Origin of the sequence: Fusobacterium sp. FSA-380-WT-3A, from assembly GCF_012843705.1 — a bacterium.
Lineage (GTDB): Bacteria > Fusobacteriota > Fusobacteriia > Fusobacteriales > Fusobacteriaceae > Fusobacterium_B.
Window position 1 is genome coordinate 55,453 of the sequence record NZ_JABAFQ010000008.1, and the last position, 16,816, is coordinate 72,268.

The window sequence follows — 16,816 nt, forward strand, 5'->3', positions numbered from 1 at the left end:
AATTGAAGTTAGATTTTATTTTAAATTTTGATATTGTTGTAGTAGGTAGTGGAATAGCTGGATTAGTTTCAACAAAAGAAGCTGTAAAAACTGGTAAAAATATTTGTTTAATTACAAATGAAAATTTTGGTGGTGGAGCTAGTTATTTTCCTTTAAAAGGTACTTTAGGAATTTAATCTACTTTAAATAATGAAGATAGAAAAAAATTTTTAGAAGATATAAAAAATATAGGAAACAAAATGGAAAATGAAGATTTAATAAAAACTTATATAGAGGAAATTCCTAATAATATTTCCTCTCTAAAAGAAATTGGTTTTGAACCTTGGTTAAGAAATGATAGAAGACCAGCTTGTTTTGCTAAATCTTATAAAAGATTGGGAAAAGGCTAGAGAAAAAGGAAAAGAGATATTTTCAAATTTTGAAAATTTAAAAATATTTGAAAATACATCTATAGTTAAGATTATAAAAGATAATGAAAAAGTTATTGGAGGAATATTTAAAAATAAAGATGGATTCTTTGGTATTTCTTCACCTATTATCATTCTTGCTACAGGTGGAATTGCTGGAAATTTTAAACATAAATTATATCCTGAAGATGTTAATGGAATAGGACATATTGTAGCTTTAGATTCTGGAGCAGAAGTACAAAATATGGAGTTTATTCAATTTATCTCTGGTTTTTTAAAACCAAAATATAATACTTTATTTGGAGAACACACTCTTAAATATTGTGAAGGGATGTTTGACTTAAATAACAATTTAATTTTTGATGGTATAAATAATCCTGAAAATAAAAATTTATGGATAGAAAGAAGTGGTTATGCTCCTTTTAGTTTTGATTTTAAAAGTCATAAAATAGATTTAAAAATGATAAATTCTTTAGATAATGAAGGGGTAATTTTAAAATATTCAAAAGATTTATATAAAGATGAGGGGGAATTTTATAAAGTTTATTTAAGTTGGTTAAAAGATACTATGGAAATAGATATGTGTAAAGATGAAGTTATAATTACTCCTTTTGTTCATAGTTGTAATGGAGGTATAAAAATAAATAATAATTCTGAATCTTCTGTAAAAGGATTATATGCAGTTGGAGAAATATCTTCTTGCATTGAGGGGGCTAATAGATTAGGGGGAAATTCTGTAGGTGGTTCTTTAGTCTTTGGTAAAAGAGCTATAATTTCAGCTCTAAACTACTTAAAAAATTCTGATTTTAAAGAATATTCTCTCTTAGATTTCCAATTAAAATTTAATGATTGGTTAGATTCTTTAATAGATGGAAAAAATATTTTATCTGAAAATGAAATTTTAACTAAATTAAAAATTATCACTTCAAAAGCTTGTAATATAAAAAGAAATGAAAAAGTTTTAAAAGCTTCACTTAAAGAGTTAGAAAATTTAAAAAATAATTTTAGTATAAAAGAAAATATTAAAAGTAAAGGTTTAGAAATCTATCTGAGATTAGAAGTAACTAAAATGTTAGTTTTAAGTATGTTAGAAAGAAAAGAAAGTAGAGGAGCTCACTATAGAGAAGATTATCCTTATTCTTCAGATAATAATTATAAAATTATTCTTTCAAGAAAAAATAATAATTTCATAGTAAAAACTTTAAAAATATAAATCAATATGATATTTTATATTAATTTATATTTTAAATAAATCTATTTATCATAAAATTTTTATTTATTAATATGTTTTCTCTATTTTTATCATTTTTATATTAATTATTTTTTTAAATATAAAAAAGGCTATAGATTTTCTATAGCCTTTAATTTTTATTATTACATTACATAATGCATTACAACACCAGGTCCAATAGGAAGTCCTAAGAAGAAGAATATCATTAGTAATAATGTCCATCCAACTAAGAATGTAATTGAGTATGGTAACATTGTTGAAATAAGAGTTCCCATTCCACTTTCTTTATCAAATCCTTGCATATAAGCAACTATGAAAGCAAAGTATGACATTAATGGAGAAATAATGTTAGTAGAAGAATCTCCTATTCTATACATTGCTTGAGTTAATTCTGGAGAGAATCCTAATCTCATAAACATTGGAATAAATACTGGAGCCATGATAGCCCATTTAGCTGAAGCAGAACCCATAAATAGGTTAATAAATGCTGCTACACAGATAAATGCTACTACTAATGGGAATCCTGTAAATCCTATTGATTGTAAGAAGTCAGCTCCTTTAACAGCAACTATTGTTCCTAAACTTGTGTATGAGAAGTAAGCTATAAATTGAGCAGCTACGAAAGCTAATGCCATATATCCACCCATACTAGCTAATGCTTTACCCATAAGTTTAGCTACATCTTTATCTGTTTTTATTGTTCCAACAGTTTTTCCATAAGCATATCCAGGAATCATAAAGAATAACATGATAATTGGTAATAATCCATTACCCATAAATTTATTTAAATTTCCACCTTCTCTAAATATTGCATTTTCTGGAATTGTTAAGAATCCCATTATAACTATAAAAATAGCTAAAGAGATTCCAGCATTTCTTAATCCTCTTTGCTCTAATTCTCCCATTTCAGTTAATTCTTCTTTATGGTCACCTTTATATTCTCCAAGTCTTGGCTCTACTACTTTTTCAGTAACTATTGTTCCTAATATTGTGATTAAGAATGTTGATACCATCATAAAATACCAGTTAGCTGTAGGTAATACTGTGTAATTAGGAGCAAATATTCTAGCTGCCTCTGTTGAAATTCCTCCAAGTAATGGGTCTATAGTTCCAAGTAATAAGTTTGCTGAGAATCCTCCAGATACCCCTGAGAATGCTGCTGCTAGACCAGCTAATGGATGTCTTCCAACTGAAGCAAAAATTATAGCTCCAAGAGGTATTAATACAACGTATCCAGCGTCAGAAGCAATATTTGACATAACTCCAGCAAATACTAAAACAGCTGTTAATAATCTTGGTGGTGTTGATAAAACTAATTTTCTAAGAGAAGCATTGATAAGTCCTGTTCCTTCTGCTACTCCAACCCCTATCATAGCTACTAAAACTGTTCCTAAAGGAGCAAATCCAGTAAAGTTCTTAGTCATACTATTAAAAATATATCTAATTCCATTAGCATCTAATAAAGATTTTGCTTGAAGAGTAATTTCTTCAATCTTTTTAGTTTTCATATTCATTCCAGTATAAGTAACTTGTACCCCTGTTCTTACACATATTTCTGATATTACAATAACTAATACTGATAATATAAAGAATAATGTTATAGGATGTGGCAGTTTATTTCCAACTTTTTCTACTCCATCCAGAAACTTGTTAAAAAAACCTTTTTTTTGTTCCATATAAAACCTCCGTCTTGTTAAAATGTACGCATTATTATTATATTATATTTTTTTTTAAAAATCAACTTTTTTTGTAAAAAAAATACAATATATATTACAAATTGCTTTTATTGTATACAAGATTTTTTACAAAAAAAATTTTTTTTACCTTAATTCATTTATTTTACTTCTTTAATATAAAATTATCACCACTTTTTTCTATAAGTCCTTGTTTCAATAGACCTCCTATAGCTCTTTTGAAAGCTTTTTTACTTATTCCAAAATAATCATAAATTTCTTCTGGAGAACTTTTATCATTAAAATGAAAAGCTGATTTTAAAATTCTCATTTTTTCTAAAATAATTTTTCCATCATCATCTAATTGCTCAAAAGATAATTTTCTAGGAGCTAAATCTAATTTTCCATCTTCTCTCACTCTTATAACTCTTGCTGTAATTTCTTGCCCTATTTTATACTCTTTAAAATATTCATTTTTAGGCATCATTCCAAAATATCTGTCATCTACAGCTACAAAAACTCCAATATTATTATCTATATTATAAACTGTTCCTGTAACTACATCATTTTTCTTATAATCTTTACATGGTAAAAGGAATTTATAAACTTTCATTGTAGCAGATATTCTTCCTTTTTTATCTTCATATAGACCTACTAAATATTTTTTTCCTACTTCTAATTTTCCAACCTCTTGTCCTTTTGGTAATAATAAGTCTTTTTTTAATCCCCAATCAAGAAAAGCTCCTATTTTAGGATTTATATCTGTTACCTCTAATTTTGCTAATGTCCCTATTGTAGCATATGTAACTCTTAAAGTTGATATAAGTCTATCTTCTGAATCTCTGTAAATAAATACATCTAATTCCTCACCAATTTCTGGTTTTTTTTCCAATAATTCTAATTCATTTTTTGGAAGAAGTATATTATCTTCTTCATTTCCTGTTTCTGCGTCTAAGTATAATCCGATTGGAGTATAATTGTTAACTTTTAACAATTGTCTTTTTCCTATTTTTATCATTTTTCCTCCTTAAAATAATTACAAATAAAAAAATTGATATAAAACTATCAATAGATTAATATTATATCATTTATTAAAAAAAAATCAATTATTATTTTTCTTGACTTTTTTAAATTGATATGATATCATTTTTGTATAAATATAAAACTATTGGAGGAAATTTATGGAATTAAAAGATAAAGTATTAGAATTATTACAAAAATCTGAACCTATGAAAGCTGGTGAAATTGCTGAAGCTTTAGGAGAAGATAAAAAATTAGTTGATAAAGTTATAAAAGAATTAAAAGCTGAAGAAGTTATAATATCTCCAAAAAGATGTTTCTATTCAGCTAAATAATAATTACGCCCCTACTAAAAATTCTTATAAATTTAAAAGAGAGAATCTTTTATGATTCTCTCTTTTTTATTATTTTACATTTTCTAATATATTTTTTATTTGGTCTTTAGTAAGTCCCCCTGTAACATATCCATAAACATTACCCTCTTTATCTATAACAAAACTTGTAGGATAAGCTGAAATAAAATATTGTCTACTTATTTTTTCTGACCCTTCAAATATTGTTGGGAAGGTATAATTGTTTTCTTTTAAAAACTTTACTACATTTTCCTTTTTCTCATTATTAACACCTAAAAATATTACATCTTTTTTATTTTCTCCATATTCTTTATAAAGTTCTTCTATTTCAGGCATTTCTTTTCTACATGGTGGACACCAAGTAGCCCAAAAGTTTAAGAAAACAACTTTTCCTTTATATTCTTCTAGATTATGAGTAACCTCATATTGGTCCTTTAAAGAAAATGTTGGAGCCTTAGCGTCATTTCCATAACTAAAAATTGTAAAAACTAAAAATAATAAACCTATAATTTTTTTCATACATCACCTCTTTAATTATAATAAATAACCTATTATTTCATTTAATTTTCCCATAAACACAATTATTCCCAAAATGACTAACAAAAATCCCATTATTTTTGTAGTATAATTTACTACATGCATATTTTTTCTAAAAATTTTTATAAAATATGAACTAAATAAAGCAGTCATTAAAAAAGGCAAGGTAAAACCTAAAGTATAAAATCCCATTAAAATATACCCTTGTTTTATATCTTTTAAAGCAGTTATTGTAAAAAGTATACTTGAAAGAGCTGGTCCTATACATGGAGTCCAAGCAAAACTAAAAGTAAATCCAAACAAAAATGCTACTATAGGATTTATATTTTTTATTTCAATTTCCATTCTTCTTTCCTTTTCCAAACTAGATAATTTAAATATTCCCATTTGAAAAAGTCCTAAGATTATAATAAGAATCCCTGAGATTTTACTTATTAAATCTCTATACTTTTGTAAAAATACTCCAAAAGTAGAAAATCCCATACTTAATACTATAAAAGCAAAAGATATTCCAATAGTAAAAAATACTGTATTTACTATTAATTTCTTTTTATTTTCCAAGTCATTTCCTGATAAATAACCAATATATAAAGGAATCACAGGCAAAATACAAGGTGAAAAAAAAGATAAAATTCCTCCTAAAAAAATTGTTAAATATACCATTATCACTCTCCAATAAAAAAAGATTGTCTTATTCTTTAGACAATCTTTTTTTGATAATTGTTATTATAAAATTATAAAGTTTTTAAAATTGAATTCATTAAATTTTCTATTTCCATTTCTGACTCTTCATTTAAAGATGAAACTATTTTTACTTTTTCTTCTAATACAATCATATTTTTCATCTCTTTTAAGATTTTAACCATTTCTTCTCCAGCTTTACAAGCCCATGTTCCATTTTCTATTATTCCAACTATTTTATTTTGTACATTCAATGCTTTCATATCTTCTAAATAGTTGTGCATAAGAGGGAAAACTCCCATATTATAAGTAGGAGAAGCCAACACTAAATGACTATATTTAAAAGTTTCTGATATTAAAGTAGAAACATCTGCTTTTGATACATCATAGACAGCCATATTAGATAAACCTTTTTCTTTTAATTTATTGGCTAAAGTAATAGCTGCTTTTTCTGTATTTCCATACATTGAAGCGTAGACAACTAACACTCCATTTTCTTCAGGTTCATATTTACTCCATTTATTATATTTCTCTAAAAGTAATGAAAGATTTGTTCTCCAAATTGGTCCATGTAATGGACATATCATTTTTATGTCTAAAGTATTTGCTTTCTTTAATAAATTTTGAACTTGAACTCCAAATTTACCTACTATATTTGTATAGTATTTTCTCATTTCTTCTAATAATTCCGCTTCTATATTAAAATCATCATCATATAATTTTCCATATAAACAACTAAAAGTTCCAAAGGCATCTGCACTAAATAATGTTTTTATTGTTGAATCATAACTCAATAACACTTCTGGCCAATGTACCATAGGAGCTCCTATAAATGTAAACTCATGTTTTCCAAAAGAGATTTTATCTCCTTCTTTTACAACTACCATATTATTCTCTTCAATTTTTGCCCCAAATTGTTTCATAAATACAAAACCTTGTTTTGAACCTATTACTTTTACATTAGGATAACATGAAACAACTTCCCCTATCATTGCTCCATGGTCTGGTTCTACGTGATGAACAATTAAATAATCTAATTCTCTTCCATTTAAAACTACTTTTAATTTTTCTAAAAATTCTTTTCCCTTTGATAAATCAACTGTATCTAATAAAACAGTTTTTTCATCTAATAATAAATAAGAATTATATGATATTCCTTTTTGGATAGGATGAATATTTTCAAATAATTCTAAACGAATATCATCACTTCCTAGATAATAAAGTTCTTCTGAAATTTTTCTTACGTTATACATCTTTCCTCCTATATTATTAATACTCCTCTATTTATCTATTTCAATAGCATTTTCTACCTCTTGGCCAAGAGATATTTTCATTGCCACTATTGCTACTTCTAATTGGTCTATACTTGGTTCTTTTGTTGTTATTTTTTGTAATGCCATCCCTGGCATCGCTAATATTCTTACTAGAAAATTATCTAAATGTTTACTTGAAAATCTTTGAAGTTCATAAGATAATCCTGCTATCAAAGGCATTAAAAGTATTCTCAAAAATACTCTCATCAATATTTTCATATATAATGTTTCTGGCGTTGGTAATATATAATCAATAGAGCTAAATACAATAATTGCTATTAACATAACAGTTAACAGAAAACTTGTTCCACATCTTGGATGTAAAGTTGTAAATTTTTTTGCATTTTCTGGAGTTAATTCTAAATCATTTTCATAAGCATAAATAGTTTTATGTTCAGCTCCATGATATTCAAAAACTCTTTTTATATCATCAGAAAAGGAAATTCCCCAAATATAAAGTAAAAAGAATACAAGTCTTAATATTCCTTCACATAAATTTAAGTATCCTTTATTTTCTTGAAATAAAAAACTACTTATTATTGAAGGCAAAACTATAAAAAGCCCTATTCCTAAAGCTAATGAAAGAGATGTTGTTAATACAGCCTCTTTATTTGTCAATTGTTCTTCTTCGTTTTCTTCACTTTGATTTGCCGAAAAAGTTAATTCTTTCATTCCTATTACAAGAGAATCAAACAATGTTACTACTCCTCTTACAAATGGAATTTCTGATAGTTTTTTTCTTTTTAATGATAAATTGGTTTTTTTATATACAATTTCACCATTAGGTCTTCTAACAGCAGTGGCTATTAAAGAACCATTTCTCATCATAACCCCTTCTATTACAGCTTGACCTCCCACATTTCTACATCTATTATTCATAAATTCTCCTATTCTATCTCACTATCTTCAGTATTTTTTATTATAACAAAAGTTAAATCATCTACTTGTTGATACCCTTTTCTAAAATCATTAATAGCATCTAGTATCATATCTTTAATTTGACATGGAGTTTTATTTTTACTTTTATAAATAACCTCTTTTAATCTTTCTATACCAAATAACTCTTTCTCATGATTTTCTGTTTCAGTTATTCCATCAGTATAATATACTACTATGTCACCTTTATCTAATTTTAATTCTTTTTGACAATATCCATAATCATCTAAAAATCCTATAGCTAATCCTTTTGTAGTATGTAACTGTATTTCATCTAATTTTGCTTTATAAACAACCAATGGATTATGTCCAGCATTAGAATATGTTAAAACTTTTGTTTTATAGTTAAAATTACTATGTAACATTGTTATAAACATATCTTCTGTTATATCAGGATAGATTATTTTATTTAAAATTTTTAAAGTTTTAGCTGGTGTTAATTTTTGGATTTCTAATGTTTTCATTATTGAACGTCCTAAAGCCATTAAAAAAGCTGCTGGAACTCCTTTTCCACTGACATCAGCTATAGTAATAGAGAAAGTTTCATCATCTATTATTGAATAATCATAATAGTCTCCACCTATTTCTTTTGCAGGACTAAAATATTTTTCAATTTGAAGTCCGTAAATTTTAGAAACATTTTGAGGAAGTATTTTCTCTTGAATTTTAGCTGCCATTTCTAATTCTTGAGATATTCTTTCTTTTACTCTTAAATCAGCATACATCTTAGCATTATTTATAGCTATGGCTACTTGTATGGCCAAAGCTGAAATAGTTTCTTCATCATTTGTTGTAAATTTATCTTTATCTTCAACTATATATATAACACCAAATTCTTTTTCTTTTATTAAAAGTGGAGAAACTATTACTATCTCTTCTTCCTTTATTGGAAATTCTTTTTTTAATTCTTCGTAAACTCTTTTATAATCTCTATAAGTAAACTCTTTTAATGTAGATAAAGGAAAAGAAACCTCTCCTCTAAAGCCAATATCTCCTCTTACTTTTTTGTTAGCTAATTTTCCATCTTCCCACAAATAAAGAGAAATCTTTTTAGCTCCTGTCAAGACAAAATAGGCATCTAAAATTATATTTATAATATGGTCTAAATCCATAATTGATAAAACAGTTCTAGAAAGAGCATTTATATTTGAAAGGGATGTTACTTTCTCTTCCAAACTTTGATTTGAGTATTCTAATTTTTTAGATTTTTCTAATAAGGTATTGTAAGTAACCTCTAATTCTTTTCTATATTCTCTCAATTCAAATATAGAGTTATCTAATTCCAAATCTTGCTTTATTATTTTGTGTAGTGTTTCCATATATTCTTCTTTTAAACCAGCTGGAATTTTATCGTATATTTTCTTTTCATTTAAACTTTTTAAAATTTTTTCTATTGTATTTATATTTCCTCTTTCTTGAATTTTTAAAAATATTATAAATGTTATTATTAAAATTAAAATTGTAAAATAAATTAGCATATACCCCCCAAAGTCTATCACATACTAAACTTACTCTGTCTTATATTATATCAAAAAAATAAGTTTTTGTGTTATTTTTTTATTTTTTCAAGTAATTCTATGGCAATTTTTTCAGGTAATACATCTTTTAGTTCATTTAAAGTCGCTTCTTTTATTTTTTTTACACTTCCAAATTTTTTTAAAAGTTTTTCTTTTCTTATTTCTCCAATTCCTTTTATATTATCTAATTCACTTTTTAAAACTCTCTTGCTTCTTAACTTTCTATGATAAGTTATTCCAAATCTATGAGTTTCATCTCTTACTCTTATTAAAATTTTCAAAGCCTCATCAGAATGGGAAAATCTATAAGGAATTTCTTCTCCATATTTATAAATTAATTCCTCTTTTTTAGCAATACTTAGTAAATCAGCTATTCCATCTCTTCCTATTTCCTCTAATATTTTTCCAGCTGCATTTATTTGTCCAAGACCTCCATCAATAAGAATTACATCTGGAAACTTCTCTATTTCTAATTTTGAATATCTTCTTGTTATTACCTCTCTCATCATTTGGAAATCATCTGGAGTATCCTTACATTCTATCTTAAATTTTCTATAATCTTTTTTTGAAGCTCGTCCTTCTACAGCTACAGCCATTGAAGCTACAGCGTCTTTTCCTTGAATATTAGAAATATCAAAACATTCTATTTTTCTAGGATATTTTTTTAGATTTAGCTCCCTATAAAGTTTTTCCATTCCCTCTTCTATAACAGTTTTTTTATTATAATAATCTATAATATCTTTATTTATATTTAAAAGAGCCATATCTAATAATTTTTTTCTTCTTCCATCTATTTTAGGATAATAAGTGTGTACAACTTCATGTTTATTTAATTTTAACCACTCTTTTATAAGTTCATCACTCTCAATATATTCAGATTGAAAAATTATATTTTTAGGAATTGGATGTTTTGAATAAAATTCTCTAACAACCTCTTGAAAAATATCTCCATAAATTTTATCCTTTAATTTTATAACATTTGAAGTTTTTCCTAAAATTTTTCCCTCTCTCATATTTAGTACACATAAAAATAATAAATCTCCATCTAATATAATAGAAAATATATCCTCATCAATCCCTTTTCCATATTCAGTAACTTGATTATTTATTACATTTCTTATTTCATTACTTTGGTTTCTATAAAAAATAGCTTCTTCAAACATCATTTTTTCAGAAGCATTTTTCATCTTTTCTTGAAGAAGTTTTAAGACAATTTCTCCATGTCCTTTTAAAATTTTTGTAATATTATCTACATTTTCTTTATATTTTTCTTCAATATCTTTATATTTACAAGGTCCATCACACATTTTCATATAATATTTCAAGCAAGGTCTTTGAGCTATCTTATTCATATCCTTATTACAATCTCTAATTTTAAAAAGTTTTACTAAAATTTTTTTTAAATTCCAAGCTCCTTGAGGATAAGGGCCAAAATACTCTCCACTTTTAATATCCAAAGCCCTTGTACTTCTCACTATACTTATTTTAGGAAATTTTTCTTTAGAAATTTTTATATATGGATAAGTTTTTTCATCTTTTAATAATATATTATATTTAGGTGAATATTTTTTTATAAGATTATTTTCTAAAACAAAAGCATCTATCTCACTATTACAAATTATAGTTTCAATATCTTCTATATTTTTTACTAAATTTTTTGTTTTTTCATCTTCATGTTCTCTAAAAAAATATGAATAGACTCTTTTTTTCAAATTTTTAGCCTTACCTACATATATAACCTCATTATTTTTTTTCATTAAGTATACTCCTGGATTTTCAGGAATAATATATTTTTTTATGTCCAGTGTTCTTTCACTCCTTCTCTATGTCTTTTTAAAATTTTTACACCTTCTATATCTTTTAAATCTTTTGCCAATCTATTTACAAAAGCAACTGAACGATGTTGTCCTCCACTACAGCCAATTCCTATTGATAAATGTTGTTTATTATCTTTTTTATAAAGTGGCAATAAAAATTTTATCATCTCATATATTTTTTTATATAACTCTTCTGAATCTTTATTTTCCATAACATAATCATATACTTCTTTATCATTTCCTGTTTTACTTCTAAGCTCCTCTATATAATAAGGATTAGGTAAAACTCTTACATCAAAAATCAAATCTTTATCCATAGGTATTCCATATTTATATCCAAAAGATTCTATATGTATATTTATATCTACATTTTCTGTATTACTTATTATTTCTAAAATTTCTTTTTTTAATTCTTTAGAAGTCACATTTGTAGTATCTATAACAAAAGTTGCTTTTTCTTTTATAATACTCATAGCTTTCTTTTCATTTTTTATACTTTCTAAAAGAGTAGCTCCTTCTACTGGATGTCTTCTTCTTGTTAAGTTATATCTTTTTAATATTGTTTCATTTGAGGAATCTAGGAATAATATTTCAAAATCTGTGTTTAAATTTTTTAAACAATTATATATTACCATAAAATCTTCTGTAGTATGTATTGTTCTATTATCTAAACCTAAAGCTAACTTATCAATTTTTAATGTTTTTTCCCCTCTATCTAAATTTTGTAATAAAAAAATTACCATATTACTTAATAGATTATCCATTGTTACATACCCAGCATCTTCTAAAATATTTAGAGCTGTTGTTTTTCCAGCACCACTTATTCCTGTTACAACTATTATTTTCATTTTTTCCTCCAAATTTTAATACCCTATCTCTAAAATAGATTATACTAAATTTTTTTAAAAAACTCCATAAATTTAAAAAAGAGTGGATAATCCACTCTTTTTCATAAAATTATTTTTTATTACATATCTCTACAAGCTACTATATCTACTCCAGTATTTAAAACATTTTTTATTACTATATCTCCAACTTTTACTGGTGATTTTAATTCAACTTTTGCTAATTCTTCCATACATTTAAAATTTAAATCTTTTGGTATAGCTCCATTTGTTTTTACAGGTAATCTATGGTGAAGTCCTCCTGTTATTCTTACAGTTGAAGTTATAACTCTTTTTGGAGCTACTAATTCTTCTTTTGCATATTCAGCTCCTCTAGGACATGTATTTCCTTTGACATCTAAAGTTTCTGTATCTATAGTTAAATGACATCCCATTGGACAAACAATACATATCATCTCTTTTTTCATTATTTATCCCCTCCTACAAGTTCTACCACAATCTCTTTACCTTTTATTGTTTCTAATTTAGCTTTAGGAATTATTATTTTTTCCATTTCACCTGGTGCTACATGAGGTTTTTTAATACTAAATACAATATTTTCTCCATCTCTTACTTGAAGAATCATATTTTTATAAATATTTCTAACTCTCATGAAAACTTCTAATCCTTTTTCAACATTATTTAATCTAAATTTTTGAGGGACAGTATATCCAATTCCAAATCCATTTTTAAGTTCTACATAATCTCCTGTAGACATATCACCTTTTATATATTTTGCAGCTGCTTTCCCAGCTTTTCTAGCTTCAGCACTTACAAAGTCTACTAAGTCATGTACATGTAATACATTTCCACAAGCAAATATTCCTTCAATATTTGTTTCCATCATTTCATTTACTACAGCTCCAGATGTTCTTCCATCTATTTCTACTCCTGTAGCTCTTGAAATATCATTTTCTGGTATTAATCCTACAGATAATAATAGTGTATCTACTTCATATTCTTTTTCAGTTCCTGGAATTGGTTTTCTATTTTCATCAACTTTGGCTATAACTACTTTTTCTACTCTTTCTTTTCCTTGAATATCAATTACTGTATGGCTTAAATATAGTGGTATATTATAATCATTTAAACATTGAGCTATGTTTCTAGCTAATCCTCCAGAGAATGGCATTAATTCTACAACAGCTTTAACTTCAGCTCCCTCTAGAGTCATTCTTCTTGCCATTATAAGTCCAATGTCTCCAGAACCTAAGATAAGAACTTTTTTCCCTACCATATATCCTTCCATATTTACAAATCTTTGAGCTGCCCCTGCTGTAAATACTCCAGCTGGTCTTTCTCCTGGAATTCCAATAGCTCCTCTTGTTCTTTCTCTACATCCCATAGCTAATATTACAGCCTTAGCTTCTATTAACATATATCCATCTACACTATTTATAGCATGAACTTTTTTATCTGGAGTTACATCTAAAACCATTGTATCTAATTTAAATTCAATATTCATATCTTTTAATTGGTCTATGAATCTTCCAGCATATTCAGGTCCTGTTAATTGTTCTTTAAATTCATGTAATCCAAATCCATTATGAATACATTGTTGTAAAATTCCACCTAATTCTTTATCTCTTTCTATAACTAAAATGCTTTCTATTCCATTCTTTTTTGCTTCTATTGCTGCTGCTAATCCAGCTGGTCCTCCACCAACTACTACCAAATCATATCTCATTTATATACTCCTCCTATTTAGAAATTTTTGTCTCATTTGTAAGTATGTAAGCACCTTTTTTATCTAATACAATTTCATTTAACTCTTTTCCTAATTCTCTAGCTAAAATTTCTTGTACTCTTGGTCCACAGAATCCACCTTGACATCTTCCTGTACCTGGTCTACATCTTTTCTTAACTCCATCTACAGTTTTTGCTCCTACCATTCTGTGTATAACATCAACAATTTCTCCCTCTGTTATACTTTCACATCTACAAATTATTCTTCCATATCTAGGGTCTTTTTTAATTACTTCTGCTTTTTCCTCTGGAGAAAGTTCAATAAAATGAATTTGAGGTTTATTTTGTTTAAATTCTTCTTTTTTAGTTGCTCCTAATTTTTCAACTATCATATTAGCTACATCTACACCAATTGCTGGAGCTGAAGAAAGTCCTGGTGATTTAGTTCCAGCTATATTATAGAATCCTTTAGCATCAGAAGCTTCTCCTATTATAAAATCTCCTGTACTAGATTCGGCTCTTATTCCTGTAAAGTTTCTAATACTATCTCTATAATTTATATTTTCTATTGTTTTAGCTGCTTGTCTTCTTATATCATCTAGTCCATGAGTTGTTGTTCCTACATAATCTCTATCTTCTACATCTTCAGCTGTAGGTCCAACCATTACATTTCCATGAACTGTTCTAGTTACTAATACTCCTTTTCCCATTTCTGTTGGGCATTGGAATAATACACTATTAACTAATTTTCCTTGAACTTTATCAAGAACATAATATTCTCCAATTCTTGGATGAATGTCAAAATGTTCTTTACTTACCATATCATTTATTTTATCAGCATAAACACCAGCTGCATTTATAACTATTTTAGTTTCAAATTCTCTTCCATCTTTTAATATTACTTTATATCCTGAATCTAATTTTTCAATATTTACTACTTCAGCATCAACTAAAACTTCTGTTCCATTTAAAGCTGCATTTTCTAATAATTTTATTGTGAATTCCCAAGGACCTGTTATACCAGCTGTTCCAGCATATAAAGCTCCTACTACATTTTTATTAATATTTGGTTCTTTTTCTAAAATTTCATCTCTTCCAATAAGTTTTAATTCAGGAACTCCATTTTTTATTCCTCTTTCATATAATGTTTCTATATGTTTTCTTTCTTCTTCTGAAAAAGCTAAAACATAAGAACCAACTTTTTTGTAAGGAGCTCCTATCTCTTTACTAAGTTCTTCATACATTGCTGCTCCTAAAACATTATATTTTGCCATTAATGTTCCTTCTTTGGCATCATATCCAGCATGAACTATAGCTGAGTTAGCTTTTGTTGTTCCATTTGAAACATCATTCTCTTTGTCTAAAACCATAACTTTTAAATTATACTTTGATAATTCACGAGAAACAGCAGCACCCATTACTCCAGCTCCAATTACAATTACATCTAACATATCTTACCCCCTAACTAAAAATAAAAAAGGTCGACAAAACAAGGCAGAAACTACCTTTTGTCGACTCACTTTTTCTCCTGTCATTATTCTATTTACAGATTTATTATCCTATTTTTATAACTATTTGTCAAGTTTTTTTTGTTTTTTTATTCTTCTTCCCATTCCATAGCTCTTTTTACTGCTTTTTTCCATCCTCTATATTTTTTCTCTTTCTCTTCTTCACACATTGTTGGAATAAATTCTTTCTCTAGTTTCCATTGTGAACTTATTTCCTCTTTTGATTCCCAGAATCCTACTGCTAATCCTGTTAAATAAGCTACTCCTAATCCTGTTGTCTCTAAAGTTTCTGGTCTTCTTACTGATGTTCCCAATATATCTGCTTGAAATTCCATTAAGAAATTATTTGCTGCTGCTCCTCCATCTACTTTTAGATGATTTAATTTTAAACCTGAATCTTCTTGCATTGCTTCTAATACATCTCTTGTTTGATATGCTATTGATTCTAATGTGGCTCTTATTATATGATTTTTATTGGCTCCTCTTGTTAATCCTACTATAGCTCCTCTTGCATACATATCCCAATATGGAGCTCCTAATCCTACAAAGGCTGGTACCACATATACTCCTCCATTATCTTTTACTTTTCTTGCAAAATATTCTGTATCTCTTGATTCTCCTACAAGTTTTAATTCATCTCTTAACCATTGAACACTTGCTCCACCTATAAATATACTTCCTTCTAAAGCATATTCTACTTTTCCATTTAATCCAATAGCTATTGTTGTTACTAATCCATTTTTACTTCTTACCATTTTATCTCCTGTATTCATTAGTAAGAAGCAACCTGTTCCATAAGTATTTTTTGAATCTCCCTCTTTGAAACACGCTTGTCCAAACAGTGCTGCTTGTTGGTCTCCAGCTACTCCAGCGATAGGTATTCTATGTCCACCTTTCCCACCAAGGTTAGCATAACCAAATGTTCCACTACTATCTTTTACTTCTGGTAACATAGATTTAGGTATTCCTAATATATTTAATAATTTTTCATCCCATTTTAACTCTTTTATATTGTATATCATAGTTCTTGAAGCATTTGTATAATCAGTAGCATGAACTTTTCCATTAGTTAATTTCCAAATAAGCCAAGTATCAACAGTACCAAAAAGTAAGTCACCCTTTTCAGCTTTTTCTCTAGCTCCCTCAACATTATCTAATATCCATTTAATTTTAGTGCCAGAGAAATAAGCATCAATTAAAAGTCCAGTATTTTCTCTAACATATTCTTCTAAACCATCTATTTTTTTAAGTTC

General features: G+C 26.9%; 17 protein-coding genes. 4 read left to right on the forward strand and 13 right to left on the reverse strand.

Annotated features, from left to right (window positions below; genetic code table 11):
• Window positions 1-2: 2 nt before the first annotated feature.
• The 3 genes from HF862_RS09945 (at window position 3) to HF862_RS06225 (ending at window position 1,620) form a co-directional block, all read left to right on the forward strand.
• A complete protein-coding gene (locus HF862_RS09945; protein ID WP_206039042.1) occupies window positions 3-176 on the forward strand; it encodes an FAD-binding protein in 174 nt (57 codons plus the stop codon).
• Window positions 177-239: 63 nt separating this feature from the next.
• Window positions 240-389 (forward strand): hypothetical protein, encoded by a 150-nt coding sequence (locus tag HF862_RS09950; protein ID WP_206039043.1) that lies wholly within the window; start codon window positions 240-242, stop codon window positions 387-389.
• Complete coding sequence (locus HF862_RS06225; protein ID WP_206039045.1) at window positions 334-1,620, forward strand: FAD-binding protein; 1,287 nt, start codon at window positions 334-336, stop codon at window positions 1,618-1,620. The genes HF862_RS09950 and HF862_RS06225 overlap by 56 nt, the downstream gene beginning before the upstream one ends.
• Window positions 1,621-1,781: 161 nt before the next feature.
• Here the strand turns inward: HF862_RS06225 and HF862_RS06230 are convergent, their stop codons facing one another.
• Both HF862_RS06230 and HF862_RS06235 read right to left on the reverse strand, forming a co-directional pair.
• Complete coding sequence (locus tag HF862_RS06230) at window positions 1,782-3,314, reverse strand: AbgT family transporter (protein WP_170187051.1); 1,533 nt, start codon at window positions 3,312-3,314, stop codon at window positions 1,782-1,784.
• 163 nt (window positions 3,315-3,477) lie between these two features.
• Complete coding sequence (locus HF862_RS06235; RefSeq protein WP_170187052.1) at window positions 3,478-4,329, reverse strand: S1 RNA-binding domain-containing protein; 852 nt, start codon at window positions 4,327-4,329, stop codon at window positions 3,478-3,480.
• Window positions 4,330-4,492: 163 nt separating this feature from the next.
• Here HF862_RS06235 and HF862_RS06240 point away from each other — a divergent pair, with 163 nt between their 5' ends.
• Window positions 4,493-4,666: an HTH domain-containing protein gene (locus HF862_RS06240; protein ID WP_170187053.1), complete on the forward strand. Its 174-nt coding sequence runs from the start codon at window positions 4,493-4,495 to the stop codon at window positions 4,664-4,666.
• Window positions 4,667-4,735: 69 nt separating this feature from the next.
• Here the strand turns inward: HF862_RS06240 and HF862_RS06245 are convergent, their stop codons facing one another.
• The 11 genes from HF862_RS06245 to glpK all read right to left on the reverse strand — a co-directional run.
• Complete coding sequence (locus HF862_RS06245) at window positions 4,736-5,203, reverse strand: TlpA disulfide reductase family protein (RefSeq protein WP_170187054.1); 468 nt, start codon at window positions 5,201-5,203, stop codon at window positions 4,736-4,738.
• Window positions 5,204-5,218: 15 nt separating this feature from the next.
• On the reverse strand, window positions 5,219-5,884 hold the full coding sequence (locus HF862_RS06250) for a cytochrome c biogenesis CcdA family protein (protein WP_170187055.1): 666 nt from the start codon (window positions 5,882-5,884) through the stop codon (window positions 5,219-5,221).
• A gap of 71 nt (window positions 5,885-5,955) precedes the next feature.
• Window positions 5,956-7,155: an FprA family A-type flavoprotein gene (locus tag HF862_RS06255; protein WP_170187056.1), complete on the reverse strand. Its 1,200-nt coding sequence runs from the start codon at window positions 7,153-7,155 to the stop codon at window positions 5,956-5,958.
• A gap of 27 nt (window positions 7,156-7,182) precedes the next feature.
• Window positions 7,183-8,094 (reverse strand): DUF1385 domain-containing protein, encoded by a 912-nt coding sequence (locus tag HF862_RS06260; protein ID WP_170187057.1) that lies wholly within the window; start codon window positions 8,092-8,094, stop codon window positions 7,183-7,185.
• A gap of 8 nt (window positions 8,095-8,102) precedes the next feature.
• On the reverse strand, window positions 8,103-9,629 hold the full coding sequence (locus HF862_RS06265; RefSeq protein ID WP_170187058.1) for a PP2C family protein-serine/threonine phosphatase: 1,527 nt from the start codon (window positions 9,627-9,629) through the stop codon (window positions 8,103-8,105).
• Between the two features lie 71 nt (window positions 9,630-9,700).
• Window positions 9,701-11,473 (reverse strand): excinuclease ABC subunit UvrC, encoded by a 1,773-nt coding sequence (uvrC, locus tag HF862_RS06270; RefSeq protein WP_170187070.1) that lies wholly within the window; start codon window positions 11,471-11,473, stop codon window positions 9,701-9,703.
• A complete protein-coding gene (gene rapZ / locus HF862_RS06275) occupies window positions 11,464-12,333 on the reverse strand; it encodes an RNase adapter RapZ (protein WP_170187059.1) in 870 nt (289 codons plus the stop codon). Before rapZ ends, uvrC begins: the two co-directional genes overlap by 10 nt.
• A 119-nt stretch (window positions 12,334-12,452) precedes the next feature.
• Window positions 12,453-12,797, reverse strand: coding sequence for a DUF1667 domain-containing protein (locus HF862_RS06280; protein ID WP_170187060.1), 345 nt, complete (start codon window positions 12,795-12,797; stop codon window positions 12,453-12,455).
• The gene (locus tag HF862_RS06285; RefSeq protein WP_170187061.1) at window positions 12,797-14,056 is read right to left on the reverse strand and encodes an NAD(P)/FAD-dependent oxidoreductase; all 1,260 of its coding nucleotides are present in this window, start codon (window positions 14,054-14,056) and stop codon (window positions 12,797-12,799) included. The genes HF862_RS06280 and HF862_RS06285 overlap by 1 nt, the downstream gene beginning before the upstream one ends.
• A gap of 13 nt (window positions 14,057-14,069) precedes the next feature.
• A complete protein-coding gene (locus tag HF862_RS06290) occupies window positions 14,070-15,506 on the reverse strand; it encodes an NAD(P)/FAD-dependent oxidoreductase (RefSeq protein WP_170187062.1) in 1,437 nt (478 codons plus the stop codon).
• A gap of 146 nt (window positions 15,507-15,652) precedes the next feature.
• Window positions 15,653-16,816, reverse strand: a 1,164-nt coding sequence (gene glpK, locus HF862_RS06295) for a glycerol kinase GlpK (protein WP_170187063.1), incomplete at its 5' end; no start/stop codon positions are given.